Source organism: Neisseria meningitidis (assembly GCF_022869645.1).
Lineage (GTDB): Bacteria > Pseudomonadota > Gammaproteobacteria > Burkholderiales > Neisseriaceae > Neisseria > Neisseria meningitidis.
In genome coordinates this window covers 419268-435022 of sequence record NZ_CP064367.1, presented here as the reverse complement: position 1 = coordinate 435022, position 15755 = coordinate 419268, and the positions used below count along the sequence as shown (strand labels likewise).

Below are 15755 nucleotides of genomic sequence, written 5' to 3'. Positions count from 1 at the left end.
GGAATCCACCACAGGGCAACAGGAAAACAGAAAATAAATAAGGCAGCTGAAATTCACCAATGGATTCCCGCCTGCGTGGGAATGACGGTAACAGGTATTTCAGACGCCGCCTCAACCCTTCGCGCCCGAACGCCTGCCCAACGCCCACTGCATCACGTTCAGCGCAAACAGAATCACAAACGAAACCAGCAGCATAAACAACGCCACCGCCGACGCGCCCTGTACGTCGAACTGTTCCAGCTTGCCCGTAATAATCAGCGGCAGGATTTCAGAAACCATCGGAATATTGCCCGCGATAAAAATCACCGAGCCGTATTCCCCCGTTGCCCGCGCAAACATCATTCCCGCGCCGGTCAAGAGTGCCGGTGTGATTTCAGGCAAGAGGACACGGCGAAACGTAGTCCAACGGCTTGCGCCCAAAGTTGCCGCCGCTTCCTCATATTCGCCCGACAATTCTTCCAATACCGGCTGCACGGCGCGGACGATAAAGGGCAGGCTGACGACGACCAGCGCAATCCAAATGCCGACGGGTGTAAACGCGATTTTGATGCCCAAAGGCTCGAAAAAACGGCCTATCCAACCGTTGGGCGCATACAGGGTCGCCAACGCGATACCCGTAACCGCCGTCGGCAGCGCAAACGGCAAATCGACCAGCGCGTTCGCCAGACCCTTGCCCGGGAATTCATAACGCACCAATACCCACGCCACCAGCGTGCCGAACACGACATTGGTCAGCATCGCATAAAACGACATCCGCAAACTCAGCCAGACGGCCGCCAAGACATTGGGTTCGGTAATCGTGTTCCAAAATCCGCTCCAGCCGATTTCCGCCGCCTTCGCCGCCATCATCGCAAACGGCAAGACCACAAGCAGCGACAGGCACAATACGGTCAGACCAAGGCTGAGTTTGAAGCCGGGCAGTACGCCGGGCGTTTTGAGCGCTAACATAAAACAATGCTGAAAATAAGGAAAAGGAAGGACTACTTTAACGATGCCGTCCGAAAAACGGAAAGAATGGAAAGTTTGGTGCAAAGACGAATTTGTTATAAAGCGGTTGGCAGTTTCTCAAGCGGGCGCGATGTTTTAAAATATAGTGGATTAAATTTAAATCAGGATAAGGCGACGAAGCCGCAGACAGTACAAATAGTACGGCAAGGCGAGGCAACGCCGTACTGGTTTAAATTTAATCCACTATAACGCCTTGTTTTGACGGAAAACCATCATATAAAGGAACACTTATGCAGATTTTATCTTTTCAGCCGGACATTGCGGAACGTATGCTGGAAGGTACGGAAGGCGAGTCGGTCAACGAAAACGCACAATTCGTCCGTACGGACAACGGCTATTGGATTGCGTGGCATGAAGGCGTAGCGGCACTGCTTGCGCCCGATACGCCGCCGGGCATTCCCTGTTTTTGGGTGGAAGGCGCGGAAAGCCTTGAAGAGTTGTGCGTCATGGTGGAACGCGGCGAGTTTGACGAAGTGGAAGAGTTTGACGGCGATGACGACGAATGGCTCGAAACGGCACAGGGTTGCGGGCACCACGGCGACGCTTGCGCCTGCGGACATTAAAGGCATTGCAGGCTTGCCGCAAGGGGGGGCAAGGCTTTGCCGTTTTTTAAATAATCGGTGGATTGCATCTGTTTGCAATGGGCTGAACGCTTCCCTTTGTATTTTATTGAATAAAAAAACTTATCTTGGTATTATAATTAAGGCAGCATCAATTATTTTGGGATGACAATAAACGCAAAGCATTGATTTGCGCCGATTGCAGACTTATTATAGCAGGTTGCGGCGCGGACTTAATGGGAATTGTTTATAGAGCATGATGGTCTGAAACATCATTAATTAAAAATACCATTAATCCGATTTATATTTATTTCAATTTCAATGGAAAAACATCAATGACAATGATTTTAAGCATTTTAAGCCTGTTTTTTATCATCAGACTGTTATTTTTAGCCGTCTCTATTAAACATGAAAAAGCCTTGATTGCCAAAGGGGCGAAACAATACGGAAAAACCAATTCCACGCTGCTTGCGGCAGTTCATACGCTTTATTATTTGGCGTGTTTTGTTTGGGTATGGCTTTCTGACACTGCTTTTAATGGCATATCCTTGATTGGTACGCTGACGGTGATGGCTTCGTTTGTGATATTGTCATTGATTATTAAGCAGTTGGGGGAGATTTGGACGGTTAAAATCTATATTTTACCAAATCATCAAATTAATCGTTCGTGGTTGTTTAAAACATTCCGCCACCCCAATTATTTTTTAAACATCATACCCGAACTGATTGGCATCGCCTTATTATGTCAAGCGTGGTATGTTTTATTGATTGGTCTGCCGATTTATTTGCTGGTCTTATTTAAGCGTATCCGACAAGAAGAACAGGCGATGGCAACACTTTTTTAACCCGTTTCATCAATTATAGCGGATTAACAAAAACCAGTACGGCGTTGCCTCGCCTTGCCGTACTGGTTTTTGTTAATCCGCTATATTCCGCCATCTCTAAGATTTACAGCGATACACGGGTGATTTAAGGAATGCCCGAACCGTCATTCCCGCCACTTTTCGTCATTCCCGCGAAAGCGGGAATCTAGGACGCAGGGTTAAGAAAACCTACATCCCGTCATTCCCGCCACTTTCCGTCATTCCCGCGAAAGCGGGAATCTAGAATCTCGGACTTTCAGATAATCTTTGAATATTGCTGTTGTTCTAAGGTCTAGATTCCCGCCTGTGCGGGAATGACGAATCATAAGTTTCCCGAAATTCCAACATAACCGAAACCTGACAGTAACCGTAGCAACTGAACCGTCATTCCCACGAAAGTGGGAATCTAGAAATAAAAAGCAACAGGCATTTATCGGAAATAACTGAAATTCAATACCGCAAAAATCTACCCGAAATGATATAGTGGATTAACAAAAATCAGGACAAGGCGACGAAGCCGCAGACAGCACAGATAGTACGAAACCGATTCACTGGTGCTTCAGCACCTTAGAGAATCGTTCTCTTTGAGCTAAGGCGAGACAACGCCGTACTGGTTTTTGTTAATCCGCTATATTCCGCCATCTCTAAGATTTACAGCAATACACGGGTGGAGACCTTTGCAAAAATAGTCTGTTAACGAAATTTGACGCATAAAAATGCGCCAAAAAATTTTCAATTGCCTAAAACCTTCCTAATATTGAGCAAAAAGTAGGAAAAATCAGAAAAGTTTTGCATTTTGAAAATGAGATTGAGCATAAAATTTTAGTAACCTATGTTATTGCAAAGGTCTCGGGTGATTTAAGGAATGCCCGAACCGTCATTCCCGCCACTTTCCGTCATTCCCGCGAAAGCGGGAATCTAGGACGCAGGGTTAAGAAAACCTACATCCCGTCATTCCCGCCACTTTCCGTCATTCCCGCGAAAGCGGGAATCTAGAATCTCGGACTTTCAGATAATCTTTGAATATTGCTGTTGTTCTAAGGTCTAGATTCCCGCCTGCGCGGGAATGACGATTCATAAGTTTCCCGAAATTCCAACATAACCGAAACCTGACAGTAACCGTAGCAACTGAACCGTCATTCCCACGAAAGTGGGAATCTAGAAATGAAAAGCAACAGGCATTTATCGGAAATAACTGAAACCGAACAGACCTAGATTCCCGCCTGCGCGGGAATGACGGCTGCAGATGCCCGACGGTCTTTATAGCGGATTAACAAAAATCAGGACAAGGCGGCGAAGCGTTTGGCGACTTCGTCCCAGTTGACGATTTCCCAAAAACCTTTCAGGTAGTTGGGACGGCTGTTGCGGTAGTCGATGTAATAGGCGTGTTCCCACACGTCGCAGGTCAGCAGCGGCGTGTTTTCAGTGGTCAGCGGCGTAGCGGCGTTGGAAGTAGAAACCAAATCCAATCCGCCGGCAGGGGTTTTTACCAGCCACGCCCAACCGGAGCCGAAAGTACCGGCCGCGCAGGCATTGAACGCTTCTTGGAATTTCTCGAAGCTGCCCCATTTCGCGTCGATGGCGGCGGCCAGTTCGCCGGCAGGTTTGCCTTGACCTTTGGACGTGAAACCCAGCCAGTAGAAGGTGTGGTTCCAAGTTTGCGCCGCGTTGTTGAACACGCCGCCCGAAGATTTTTTCACAATCTCTTCCAAAGGCAGGTTTTCAAATTCGGTGCCTTTGATTTGATTGTTCAGGTTGGTGATGTAGGTTTGATGGTGTTTGCCGTAGTGGAATTCCAAAGTCTCTTTGCTCAGATGCGGGGACAATGCGTCCAGTTCATAAGGCAGTTGCGGCAGCTTATGTTCCATTTTGTGCTCCTAATATTGTTTTAAATGTTGTATTTTGGCAGTGTTGCTGCAAATAGCTCGGCAGCGCACATATTTTACCTGTTTTGAGGGATGGAAACCAATTAAACCTGCTTTACGCTATAATAGAAGATTGCAATTTCGGCACGACAGATAGGATGTACCATGAACGATTACACAGCTATGCCGTCTGAAGACCGTGAGGTCGGCGCATTGTCGCTGCCTCCACATTCGATGGAGGCGGAACAATCCGTTTTGGGCGGTTTGATGCTGGAAAATCCGGCTTGGGACAGGATTGCCGATGTGGTTTCGGGAGAGGATTTCTACCGCCACGAACACCGCCTGATTTTCCGATCCATTGCCAAATTAATCAATGAGAGCCGTCCCGCCGATGTGATTACGGTTCAGGAAGATTTGCAGCGGAACGAAGAATTGGAAGCGGCAGGCGGATTTGAATATCTGATTACGCTGGCGCAAAACACCCCGTCTGCCGCCAACATCCGCCGCTACGCCGAAATCGTGCGCGAGCGTTCCATTATGCGCCAACTCGCCGAAGTGGGGACGGAAATCGCCCGCAGCGCATACAATCCGCAAGGCAGGGACGCGGGTCAGCTTTTGGACGAGGCGGAAAACAAAGTATTCCAAATCGCCGAAAGCACCGCCAAATCCAAGCAGGGCTTTTTGGAGATGCCCGATTTGCTGAAAGAAGTCGTACAGCGCATCGATATGCTCTACTCGCGCGACAATCCCGATGAAGTTACCGGCGTGCCGACAGGGTTCATCGACCTCGACAAAAAAACCTCGGGTCTGCAACCCGGCGACCTGATTATCGTTGCCGGTCGTCCGTCTATGGGTAAGACCGCCTTTTCTATCAATATCGCCGAACACGTTGCCGTAGAAGGCAAGCTGCCGGTTGCCGTCTTCTCAATGGAGATGGGCGGTGCGCAACTGGTCATGCGTATGCTCGGCTCGGTCGGACGCTTGGATCAAAGCGTCCTGAAAACCGGCAGGCTCGAAGACGAACACTGGGGTCGTCTGAACGAAGCAGTCGTCAAACTCTCCGACGCGCCCGTGTACATCGACGAGACCCCGGGTTTGACTGCGCTCGAACTGCGCGCCCGCGCCCGTCGTCTCGCCCGTCAATTTAACAATAAGCTTGGATTAATCGTCATCGACTACCTGCAACTGATGGCGGGATCCGGCCGTTCCGACAACCGAGCTTCAGAGCTGGGCGAAATTTCACGTTCGCTCAAAGCGTTGGCGAAAGAATTGCAAGTCCCCATCATCGCCCTGTCGCAATTGAGCCGTACCGTCGAATCGCGTACCGACAAACGCCCGATGATGTCCGACCTCCGCGAATCCGGTGCTATCGAGCAAGATGCCGACCTGATTATGTTCATGTACCGCGACGAATACTACAACCAGGACTCACCCATGAAAGGCCTTGCCGAATGTATCATCGGCAAACACCGCAACGGTCCCGTCGGTAAAATCTTCCTCACATGGACGGGACAATTCACCAAATTCGACAATGCTGCCTATATTCCCGAGGAGGCAAAGATAGAGGATTAAATGGCTGTATAAAAATTTATTAGGCGAAATCAGGCAAAATCGTTTAAAATCATGCTGAGAGATTGCCCTAAAAAATAAAACGCGGTCTTGAGGCATTTTTGCATTCAGCCCGCATATAATTGAAAATATAGTGGATTAACAAAAATCAGGACAAGGCAACGAAGCCGCAGACAGTACAAATAGTACGGAACCGATTCACTTGGTGCTTGAGCACCTTAGAGAATCGTTCTCTTTGAGCTAAGGCGAGGCAACGCCGTACTGGTTTGAATTTAATCCACGATACATTACCAGTTAACGTCCTATGTGTACACGAAAACAACAAGGTTTCACGCTAACAGAGCTGCTCATCGTGATGGTCATTGCAGCCATTATGGCGATGATAGCCCTCCCCAATATGAGCCAATGGATTGCATCCCGCCGCATTGCCAGTCATGCGGAGCGGATTGCCAACCTTTTGCGTTTCTCCAGGGGCGAAGCCGTCCGGCTCAATCTTCCTGTCTATATCTGTCCTGTTCAAGTTAAAAAAGGCGGTGCGCCCAACAATAAATGCGACTTCAGTAAGAAGGAACAGGGGATGTTGGCTTTCGGCGACAAAAACGGCAATAAGATATATGACGGCGATGTGACGGATGTTCTTCTCCGCAGTGTGGTATTGAATGATGATATCAATAATAAGCGGATTAATTATGCCTTCAACCATATCGCTTTTGGTCAGACTCAGCCGGCCACCGACCGTGTAGTTTGGACATTCAATCAAAACGGGACATTCGGCTATTCGTCCGATCAGAATCTCAAGAATAATTCCAAATTTGTTTATTCTGACGGTTATATCCAAATCGTGTTGACAGATGCGAAGGCGGTTTCTGCCGATGAAAAGAAATTCCGTTCGGCGGTGGTTTTGATTAACAGCAGCGGCAGGGTTGAAGTTTGTCCTAAAAACGATACGCGCGCCGTATGCCGACATTAATGATTGTTTTAGTCGGTTTGGGAAATAAAAAATGAAGAATAATGATTGCTTGCGCCTGAAAAATCCCCAGTCCGGTATGGCGCTGATAGAAGTCTTGGTTGCTATGCTCGTTCTGACCATCGGTATTTTGGCACTATTGTCCGTACAGTTGCGGACAGTCGCTTCCGTCAGGGAGGCGGAGACGCAAACCATCGTCAGCCAAATCACGCAAAACCTGATGGAAGGAATGTTGATGAATCCGACCATTGATTCGGACAGCAACAAGAAAAACTATAATCTTTACACTGGGTCGTACACCCCCACTTCCTCTGACGGCGATTTCAAGCTTGATAATTTGAAAAGCAAGAAGGATTTGGCAAAGGCCCAGTTGGACAGGTTCGGTTATGAATTGAAAAATGCCTTGCCGGATGCGGTAGCTATTCATTACGCTGTCTGCAAGGATTCGTCGGGTAAAGCGCCGACATTGTCCGGCGGTACTTTTTCTCCAAATTGCGATAATAAGGAAAACGGAGATACTTTAATTAAAGTATTGTGGGTAAATGATTCGGCAGGGGATTCGGATATCACCCGTACGAATCTTGAGACGAACGGCGACAATATCGTATATACCTATCAGGCAAGGGTCGGAGGTCGGGAATGAGACGTAAAATGCTAAACGTACCAAAAGGCAGTTATGATGGTATGAAAGGTTTTACCATTATTGAATTTTTGGTTGCGGGCCTGCTCAGTATGATTGTCCTGATAGCGGTCGGATCGAGTTACTTCACATCCCGGAAATTAAATGATGCGGCAAACGAGCGTCTTGCCGAGCAACAGGATTTGCGGAATGCGGCAACATTGATTGTCCGCGATGCAAGAATGGCGGGGAGCTTCGGTTGTTTCAATATGTCCGAGCATACTAAAGACGATATTGTTGATTCAAGTAATCAAACTCAACCTGCCTCTGCAAAACCCGGTGTCAAACAAGAAAATCCCCTTTTTTCCTTAAAAAGGAGCGACATGGAACAACTGATTCCCGTTACTGAATCCGCAGATATTAAATATTCGGGTTTTACCCAGCGCCTTAACGCATTGGTTTTCCAATACGGTATCGATGATCTTGATGCGAGTGCTGAGACTGTTGTAGTCAGCAGCTGTTCCAAAATAGCAAAACCGGGTAAGAAAATATCTACCTTGCAAGAAGCAAAGAGTGCATTACAGATTACTAATGATGATAAACAAAATGGAAATATCACCCGTCAAAGGCATGTGGTCAATGCCTATGCGGTCGGCAGGATTGCCGATGAGGAAGGTTTGTTCCGCTTCCAATTGGATGATAAGGGCAAGTGGGGTAATCCTCAGTTGCTCGTGAAAAAGGTTAAACGTATGAATGTGCGGTATATTTATGTTTCCGGTTGTCCTGAAGATGAAGATGCCGGCAAAGAGGAGCAATTCAAATATACGAATGAATTCGACAAATCCAAAAATGCTGTTACGCCTGCCGGGGTGGAGGTTTTATTGGATAGCGGCCTTGATGCCAAGATTGCCGCTTCTTCAGACAATAGTATTTATGCTTACCGTATCAATGCGACAATACGGGGGGGAAATGTATGCGCAAACAGAACACTTTGACGGGAATCCCGACTTCTGACGGACAGAGGGGGTTCGCACTGTTTATCGTGCTGATGGTAATGATCGTCGTGGCTTTTTTGGTTGTAACTGCCGCGCAGTCTTACAATACCGAGCAGCGGATCAGTGCCAACGAATCAGACAGGAAATTGGCTTTGTCTTTGGCCGAGGCGGCTTTGCGGGAAGGCGAATTTCAGGTTTTGGATTTGGAATATGATACGGACAGTAAGGTTACATTTAGCGAAAACTGTGAAAAAGGTCTGTGTACCGCAGTGAATGTGCGGACAAATACAAATCATGGTAATGAAGAGGCTTTTGACAATATCGTGGTGCAAGGCAATCCCACCGTTGAGGCGGTGAAGCGTTCTTGCCCTGCAAATTCTACCGACCTGTGCATTGACAATAAAGGGATGGAATATAAGAAAGGCACGCAAAGTGTCAGCAAACCACCGCGCTATATTATCGAATATTTGGGCGTGAAGAACGGAGAAAATGTTTATCGGGTTACTGCCAAGGCTTGGGGTAAGAATGCCAATACCGTGGTCGTCCTTCAATCTTATGTAAGCAATAATGATGAGTAATAAAATGGAACAAAAAGGGTTTACATTGATTGAGATGATGATAGTCGTCGCGATACTCGGCATCATCAGCGTCATTGCCATACCTTCTTATCAGAGTTATATTGAAAGAGGCTATCAGTCCCAGCTTTATACGGAGATGGTCGGTATCAACAATGTTCTCAAACAGATTATTTTGAAAAATCCCCAGGACGATAATGATACCCTCAAGATACGACTGGAAGCGCTTGCCTCAGGCTATAAGATGAATCCGAAAATTGCCAAAAAATATAGTGTTTCGGTGGCATTTGCCAATACGGAAAAACCAAGGGCATACAGCTTGGTCGGTGTTCCAAAGACGGGGACGGGTTATACTTTGTCGGTATGGATGAACAGCGTGGGCGACGGATACAAATGCCGTGATGCCGCTTCTGCCCGAGCCCATTTGGAGACCTTGTCCGCAGATGCCGGCTGTGAAGCCTTCTCTAATCGTAAAAAATAAGGTTGTTTTGCCGATGCCGTCTGAAAATCAATGTTCAGACGGCATTTTTATGGGTATAGTGGATTAACAAAAATCAGGACAAGGCGACGAAGCCGCAGACAGTACAGATAGTACGGAACCGATTCACTTGGTGCTTGAGCACCTTAGAGAATCGTTCTCTTTGAGCTAAGGCGAGGCAACGCCGTACTGGTTTTTGTTAATCCACTATACATCCCGTCATTCCCACGAAAGTGGGAATCTAGAAATTTAATGTTGCGGCACTAGCCAAAAAAACCGAAACCGAACGGACTAGATTCCCGCCTGCGCGGGAATGACGAATCCATCCATACGGAAACCTGCATCCCGTCATTCCCACGAACCTACATTCCGTCATTCCCACGAAAGTGGGAATCCAGTTTTTTGAGTTTCAGTCATTCCCGATAAATTGCCTTAGTATTGAATGTCTAGATTCCCGCCTGCGCGGGAATGACGAATCCATCCGTACGGAAACCTGCACCACGTCATTCCCACGAACCTGCATCCCGTCATTCCCACGAAAGTGGGAATCCAGTTTTTTGAGTTTCAGTCATTTCCGATAAATTGCCTTAGTATTGAATGTCTAGATTCCCGCCTGCGCGGGAATGACGGATTTTAGGTTGGGGTCATTTATTGGAAAAAGCAGAAACCGCTCCGCCGTCATTCCCACGAAAGTGGGAATCCAGGATGCAGGGTTGGGGAAACCGTGTTATCCGATAAGTTTCCGCACCGACAGGTCTAGATTCCCGCCTGCGCGGGAATGACGCATCCATCCGTACGGAAACCTGCACCACGTCATTCCCACGAACCTGCATCCCGTCATTCCCACGAAAGTGGGAATCCAGTTTTTTGAGTTTCAGTCATTCCCGATAAATTGCCTTAGCATTGAATGTCTAGATTCCCGCCTGCGCGGGAATGACGAATCCATCCATACGGAAACCTACATCCCGTCATTCCCACGAAAGTGGGAATCTAGTTTTTTGAGTTTCAGTCATTTTCAATAAATTGCCTTAGCATTGAATGTCTAGATTCCCGCCTGCGCGGGAATGACGATTCATATAGTGGATTAACAAAAATCAGGACAAGGCGGCGAAGCTGCAGACAGTACAGATAGTACGGAACCGATTCACTTGGTGCTTCAGCACCTTAGAGAATCGTTCTCTTTGAGCTAAGGCGAGGCAACGCTGTACTGGTTTTTGTTAATCCACTATAAAAAGGCATATTGAATGCGGGCAAACCGGCTGCTTTCCGTTTTTGGATTTCGGAGAATGCCATCGCCCAGCTTTCATCACACATAAAAAACAGTGCGGGCACGGCTTTTTTCAGCGGTATTTCTTTCAGGTGCGGGGCAAGTGCCGCCCCCATCAGGATATGCCGAGAATTAATCATAAAGGTTACGGTGGCGATAAGCAGTATCGGCAGAGGTTCCGCCCACAGGTTGACCGTGGCAAACTCGGAGCCGCCGGCGAAGTTCATACCGGTCATCAACAACATTTCCAGCCAGCTCATGCCTTTTTGTCCACCCTGCATACCGAGTATTAATGCCCAAGGCAAAAGCCCGATCAGCATGGGCGAACTTTCTTTGATGCCGCGTATAAATTCGTTACGGGGCGAGCTTATGTGTGTCATATTAATATTGATATGTAAGAAGGTCGGGCATTATACACAGACGGAGTATTTCAAAACAAAACCTATTTGCTGTGTTTCAGCGTAAACACGGCTTGTGTATAATCTCCCATCTTTGAAACCGGCCGTATGCAGGAGCAAGACGATGAATATTGAAGTAGAAATGAAAGTATTGGACGAACGGATGGCGGATGTTGTCCCTGTCTATGCAACGAAGGGTTCTGCAGGTTTAGATTTGCGCGCCTGTTTGGATGAGGAAGTCGTTTTGCAGCCGGGTGAAACGTTTCTTGTGCCGACAGGTTTGGCAATTTATTTGGCTGATCCTTCATATGCCGCCGTTTTGCTGCCCCGTTCCGGATTGGGGCATAAACACGGCATTGTTTTGGGCAATTTGGTCGGCTTGATTGACTCCGATTATCAAGGGGAATTGAAGGTTTCGTTATGGAACAGAAGCAGCGAGCCGTTTACTGTCAAACCGTTTGAGCGTATCGCGCAGATGGTTATCGTGCCAATCGTGCAGGCGCGTTTCAAACGTGTCGAGGAATTTGTCGGAAGCAGCCGTGGAGAAGGCGGTTTCGGCAGTACGGGTTTGCATTGAATATAAAATGCCGTCTGAAGGGCACGTCAGGTTCAGACGGCATATCTTCCGATATACCGATAACCGGAGAAAATCATGAATACCTTACTCAAGCAGCTCAAACCCTATCCCTTTGCCCGACTGCACGAGGCGATGCAGGGCATTTCCGCGCCTGAAGGCATGGAAGCCGTCCCCCTGCACATCGGCGAACCGAAACATCCGACACCGAAAGTCATTACGGATGCGCTGACCGCCTCATTGCACGAGTTGGAAAAATATCCGCTGACTGCGGGTCTGCCTGAACTGCGTCAGGCGTGTGCAAACTGGTTAAAACGCCGTTACGATGGCTTGACAGTGGATGCGGATAATGAAATTCTGCCGGTTTTAGGCAGTAGGGAGGCGTTGTTTTCTTTTGTTCAAACCGTGTTGAACCCTGTTTCAGACGGCATCAAACCCGCAATTGTCAGCCCGAATCCCTTTTATCAGATTTACGAAGGTGCGACACTTTTGGGCGGCGGTGAAATCCATTTTGCCAATTGCCCCGCGCCGTCTTTCAACCCCGATTGGCGTAGTATTTCCGAAGAGGTTTGGAAACGCACCAAACTGGTGTTCGTCTGCTCGCCCAACAACCCCAGCGGCAGCGTGCTGGATTTGGACGGATGGAAAGAAGTTTTTGATTTGCAGGACAAATATGGTTTCATTATTGCCTCGGACGAATGCTATTCCGAAATCTATTTCGACGGCAACAAGCCTTTGGGCTGCCTGCAGGCCGCTGCACAGTTGGGGCGAAGCAGGCAAAAACTGCTTATGTTCACCAGTTTGTCCAAGCGGTCCAATGTTCCAGGCCTGCGTTCCGGTTTTGTCGCCGGCGATGCCGAACTGCTTAAAAATTTTCTGCTTTACAGAACCTATCACGGCAGCGCAATGAGCATTCCCGTGCAGCGCGCAAGCATTGCCGCTTGGGATGACGAACAGCACGTTATCGACAACCGCCGCCTGTATCAGGAAAAATTTGAGCGCGTTATTCCCATTTTGCAACAGGTATTTGACGTTAAATTACCGGATGCCTCGTTTTACATCTGGTTGAAAGTCCCCGATGGCGACGATTTGGCATTTGCACGCAATTTATGGCAAAAAGCCGCTATCCAAGTATTGCCCGGACGCTTTTTGGCACGGGATACCGAACAGGGCAATCCCGGGGAAGGTTATGTCCGTATCGCTTTGGTTGCCGATGTCGCAACTTGTGTCAAAGCTGCGGAAGACATAGTTTCACTGTATCGGTAAGGAATCGGAAATGCCGTCTGAACTTTTGTTCAGACGGCATTTTTCAATATTCTACGGTTGAATTTGCTGTAACGGTATTTATAGTGGATTAACAAAAATCAGGACAAGGCGACGAAGCCGAAGACAGTACAGATAGTACGGCAAGGCGAGGCAACGCTGTACTGGTTTAAATTTAATCCACTATACTTCACTTTTAATCGGCTTGCCCGCAAACACGTTTAAACTTAAAATCCCCGTGTTTGACACAATACCGAGCAGATTATGTTTTTTGTCCTTTCCCCTGCGAAGAACCTTAATGAAAAAGACCCTGCCCCTGTCAGCGAGTTTACCCAACCCGACCTGCTGGCAGAGTCCGACATTCTAATGCAGCAGTTGCGCGAGCTTGCGCCGCAACAGATTGCCGAACTGATGCACGTTTCCGACAAAATTGCCCTCTTAAACGCGCAGCGCAATGCAGAATGGAACACGCCGTTTACGCCGGAAAACGCCAAACAGGCGGTCTTTATGTTCAACGGCGATGTTTACGAAGGTATGGATGCAAACACATTGAATACCGATCAAATACAATATCTGCAAGGGCGCGTACGCCTGCTGTCCGGCCTGTACGGCCTTCTGCGTCCACTGGACCTGATACAGCCTTACCGTTTGGAAATGGGGACGGCATTTGCCAATTTGCGCGGGAAGAATTTGTATGAGTTTTGGGGAGACATCATTACCAACCTTTTAAATGACACGCTTGCCCAAGCAGGCAGCAATACGCTTGTCAACCTTGCCTCACAGGAATATTTCAAGTCCGTCAACACGAAAAAACTTCGGGCGCGGCTGATTACCCCGATATTTAAAGACGAAAAAAACGGCAAATATAAAATCATCAGTTTCTATGCCAAGCGCGCGCGAGGATTAATGGTGCGCTATGCGGCAGAACACAATATTACCGATCCTGAAATGCTGAAAAATTTTAATTACGAAGGCTACGCATTTAATGACGCGGCTTCAAATGAAAGCGAATGGGTGTTTATGCGTTCGGAACAAATAAAGTGAAAACAATAAATTAAGTATTTCCCAAAAAAAGTGCTTGGCAAAATGTATAAACTTCATTATTATTCCTACTCTTCAAGAAGACGGAAGCGTGGCAGAGCGGTTTAATGCAACGGTCTTGAAAACCGTCGAGGGTTGATAGCCCTCCGTGAGTTCGAATCTCACCGCTTCCGCCAATCCTTGAGGTCAAAAACCAAATAAAAATGAAGTAGCATAAAGCATCGGCATTTTTATTTGGTTTTACTTCATCGTGTTTCCTTTTCGGTTGAACCCCACCCTTTAGGGCGGTAGAATCAGACTTTATTTGGGAGGGGTGTAACCCTTTCTGAATCAGGGTAACACATAGGGCGGTGCTTTATGTGTCGTCCTGTGTGTTGAAACATCTTTCGGAAACGTGGCAGAGAGGCTGAATGCAGCGGACTCGAAATCCGCTGAGGGTGCAAATCCTCCGTGGGTTCGAATCCCACCGTTTCCGCCACAAAACAAAACCGCCCTGATTCGGGGCGGTTCTTTTTTGTTCAAGTTGAGACCTTTGCAAAATTCCTTTCCCTCCCGACAGCCGAAACCCAAACACAGGTTTTCGGCTGTTTTCGCCCCAAATACCGCCTAATTTTACCCAAACACCCCCTTAATCCTGCCCGGATACCCGATAATCAGGCATCCGGGCTGCTTTTTAGGCGGCAGCGGGCGCACTTAACCTGTTGGCCGCTTTCAACAGGTTCAAACACATCGCTTTCAGGTGGCTTTGCGCACTCACTTTAATCAGTCCGAAATAGGCTGCCCGAGCGTAGCGGAATTTACGGTGCAGCGTACCGAAGCTCTGTTCAACCACATAACGGGTCTTCGACAAATATCGGTTGCGTTTGGTTTGCACTTCCGACAGCGGGCGGTTGCGGCAGGCTTTGCGCATAATGCCGTCCTGCAACTGATGTTCTTCCAGATGTTGCCGGTTTTCCGCACTGTCATAGCCTTTGTCGGCATAGACGGTCGTACCTTTGGGCAGTCCTTCCAACAACGGCGACAGGTGTGTGCACTCATGGGCATTGGTGGGAGTGATGTACAGTTTCTCGATATAGCCTTCCGCATCGGTACGGGTATGTTGTTTGTAACCGAGTTTGTAGAGGCCGTTTTTCTTTATCCAACGGGCATCGCTGTCCTTACTCGGTGTGGTTTGACCGCTGATTTGTCCTTCTTCGTCAACTTCTATGGCCTGACGCTGTTTGCTGCCGGCGGTCTGGATAATGGTGGCATCAACGACGGCGGCGGATGCTTTCTCTATTTTTAGGCCTTTTTCGGTCAGTTGGCAGTTAATCAGTTTGAGTAATTCGGACAGGGTGTCGTCTTGCGCCAGCCAGTTGCGGTAGCGGCATAAGGTGCTGTAATCGGGGATGCTCAGTTCGTCAAAACGGCAAAACAGGTTGAAGTCGATGCGGGTGATGAGGCTGTGTTCGAGTTCGGGATCGGAGAGGCTGTGCCATTGTCCGAGCAGGACGGCTTTGAACATGGACAGCAGCGGGTAGGCGGGACGGCCGCGGTGGTCTCGAAGGTAACGGGTTCTTTGACGGTTCAGGTATTGTTCGATTGGTTGCCAATCAATCACCTGGTCCAACTTCAATAGTGGGAAGCGGTCGATGTGTTTGGCAATCATGGCTTGTGCGGTTTGCCGGAAGAAGGTGCTCATGAGAAATCCCCTAAATGTCTTGGTGGGAATTG

Annotated in this window: 14 protein-coding genes, 2 tRNA genes and 3 pseudogenes; 15 read left to right on the top strand and 4 right to left on the bottom strand. The window is 48.1% G+C overall.

Going from position 1 to position 15755, the window contains the following annotated elements:
- Nucleotides 1-111 precede the first annotated feature (111 nt).
- Nucleotides 112-948 carry a sulfate ABC transporter permease subunit CysT gene (gene cysT / locus IUJ45_RS02280; RefSeq protein WP_002246115.1) on the bottom strand — a complete coding sequence of 279 codons (837 nt, stop codon included), beginning with the start codon at nt 946-948 and terminating at the stop codon, nt 112-114.
- Between the two features lie 138 nt (nt 949-1086).
- Between cysT and IUJ45_RS11135 the strand changes: the two are divergent.
- The 3 genes and pseudogenes from IUJ45_RS11135 to IUJ45_RS02265 form a co-directional block, all read left to right on the top strand.
- Nucleotides 1087-1194: pseudogene (locus IUJ45_RS11135) on the top strand (IS5/IS1182 family transposase); the annotation flags it as partial.
- Between the two features lie 44 nt (nt 1195-1238).
- Entirely contained in the window at nt 1239-1571 is a 333-nt protein-coding gene (locus IUJ45_RS02270; protein ID WP_002213854.1) for a hypothetical protein, read from the top strand.
- Between the two features lie 332 nt (nt 1572-1903).
- A complete protein-coding gene (locus tag IUJ45_RS02265) occupies nt 1904-2413 on the top strand; it encodes an isoprenylcysteine carboxyl methyltransferase family protein (RefSeq protein ID WP_002213852.1) in 510 nt (169 codons plus the stop codon).
- A gap of 1298 nt (nt 2414-3711) precedes the next feature.
- On the opposite strand, the gene IUJ45_RS02260 is transcribed toward IUJ45_RS02265, so the two are convergent.
- Nucleotides 3712-4299, bottom strand: a complete 588-nt coding sequence (locus IUJ45_RS02260; RefSeq protein ID WP_002220670.1) for a superoxide dismutase — start codon at nt 4297-4299, stop codon at nt 3712-3714.
- 162 nt (nt 4300-4461) lie between these two features.
- Here IUJ45_RS02260 and dnaB point away from each other — a divergent pair, with 162 nt between their 5' ends.
- The 6 genes from dnaB (at nt 4462) to IUJ45_RS02230 (ending at nt 9502) form a co-directional block, all read left to right on the top strand.
- Nucleotides 4462-5868: a replicative DNA helicase gene (gene dnaB / locus IUJ45_RS02255; RefSeq protein ID WP_002219448.1), complete on the top strand. Its 1407-nt coding sequence runs from the start codon at nt 4462-4464 to the stop codon at nt 5866-5868.
- A gap of 301 nt (nt 5869-6169) precedes the next feature.
- On the top strand, nt 6170-6835 hold the full coding sequence (locus IUJ45_RS02250; protein ID WP_002242526.1) for a GspH/FimT family pseudopilin: 666 nt from the start codon (nt 6170-6172) through the stop codon (nt 6833-6835).
- 31 nt (nt 6836-6866) lie between these two features.
- Entirely contained in the window at nt 6867-7475 is a 609-nt protein-coding gene (gene pilV / locus IUJ45_RS02245; RefSeq protein WP_002242521.1) for a type IV pilus modification protein PilV, read from the top strand.
- On the top strand, nt 7472-8446 hold the full coding sequence (locus tag IUJ45_RS02240; protein WP_082308618.1) for a PilW family protein: 975 nt from the start codon (nt 7472-7474) through the stop codon (nt 8444-8446). Before pilV ends, IUJ45_RS02240 begins: the two co-directional genes overlap by 4 nt.
- Nucleotides 8425-9024, top strand: coding sequence for a pilus assembly PilX family protein (locus IUJ45_RS02235; protein ID WP_002242528.1), 600 nt, complete (start codon nt 8425-8427; stop codon nt 9022-9024). The genes IUJ45_RS02240 and IUJ45_RS02235 overlap by 22 nt, the downstream gene beginning before the upstream one ends.
- 4 nt (nt 9025-9028) lie before the next feature.
- On the top strand, nt 9029-9502 hold the full coding sequence (locus IUJ45_RS02230; RefSeq protein ID WP_002249319.1) for a PilX family type IV pilin: 474 nt from the start codon (nt 9029-9031) through the stop codon (nt 9500-9502).
- A gap of 1215 nt (nt 9503-10717) precedes the next feature.
- On the opposite strand, the pseudogene IUJ45_RS02225 reads toward IUJ45_RS02230, so the two are convergent.
- Nucleotides 10718-11146, bottom strand: a pseudogene (locus IUJ45_RS02225) (AzlC family ABC transporter permease); the annotation flags it as partial.
- 142 nt (nt 11147-11288) lie between these two features.
- Between IUJ45_RS02225 and dut the strand changes: the two are divergent.
- The 6 genes and pseudogenes from dut to IUJ45_RS02200 all read left to right on the top strand — a co-directional run bounded on the left by dut (nt 11289) and on the right by IUJ45_RS02200 (nt 14520).
- A complete protein-coding gene (dut, locus tag IUJ45_RS02220; protein WP_002226436.1) occupies nt 11289-11741 on the top strand; it encodes a dUTP diphosphatase in 453 nt (150 codons plus the stop codon).
- Between the two features lie 75 nt (nt 11742-11816).
- The gene (gene dapC / locus IUJ45_RS02215; RefSeq protein ID WP_002222650.1) at nt 11817-13004 is read left to right on the top strand and encodes a succinyldiaminopimelate transaminase; all 1188 of its coding nucleotides are present in this window, start codon (nt 11817-11819) and stop codon (nt 13002-13004) included.
- Between the two features lie 87 nt (nt 13005-13091).
- Nucleotides 13092-13217, top strand: a pseudogene (locus IUJ45_RS11130) (IS5/IS1182 family transposase); the annotation flags it as partial.
- Nucleotides 13218-13265: 48 nt separating this feature from the next.
- A complete protein-coding gene (gene yaaA / locus IUJ45_RS02210; RefSeq protein WP_002236895.1) occupies nt 13266-14045 on the top strand; it encodes a peroxide stress protein YaaA in 780 nt (259 codons plus the stop codon).
- Between the two features lie 82 nt (nt 14046-14127).
- A tRNA-Ser gene (locus IUJ45_RS02205) sits at nt 14128-14218 on the top strand.
- A 212-nt stretch (nt 14219-14430) separates the two neighbouring features.
- Nucleotides 14431-14520: transfer RNA gene (locus IUJ45_RS02200), tRNA-Ser, on the top strand.
- Between the two features lie 195 nt (nt 14521-14715).
- Here IUJ45_RS02200 and IUJ45_RS02195 read toward each other — a convergent pair.
- The gene (locus IUJ45_RS02195) at nt 14716-15723 is read right to left on the bottom strand and encodes an IS5 family transposase (RefSeq protein ID WP_002246900.1); all 1008 of its coding nucleotides are present in this window, start codon (nt 15721-15723) and stop codon (nt 14716-14718) included.
- Between the last annotated feature and the right edge of the window lie 32 nt (nt 15724-15755).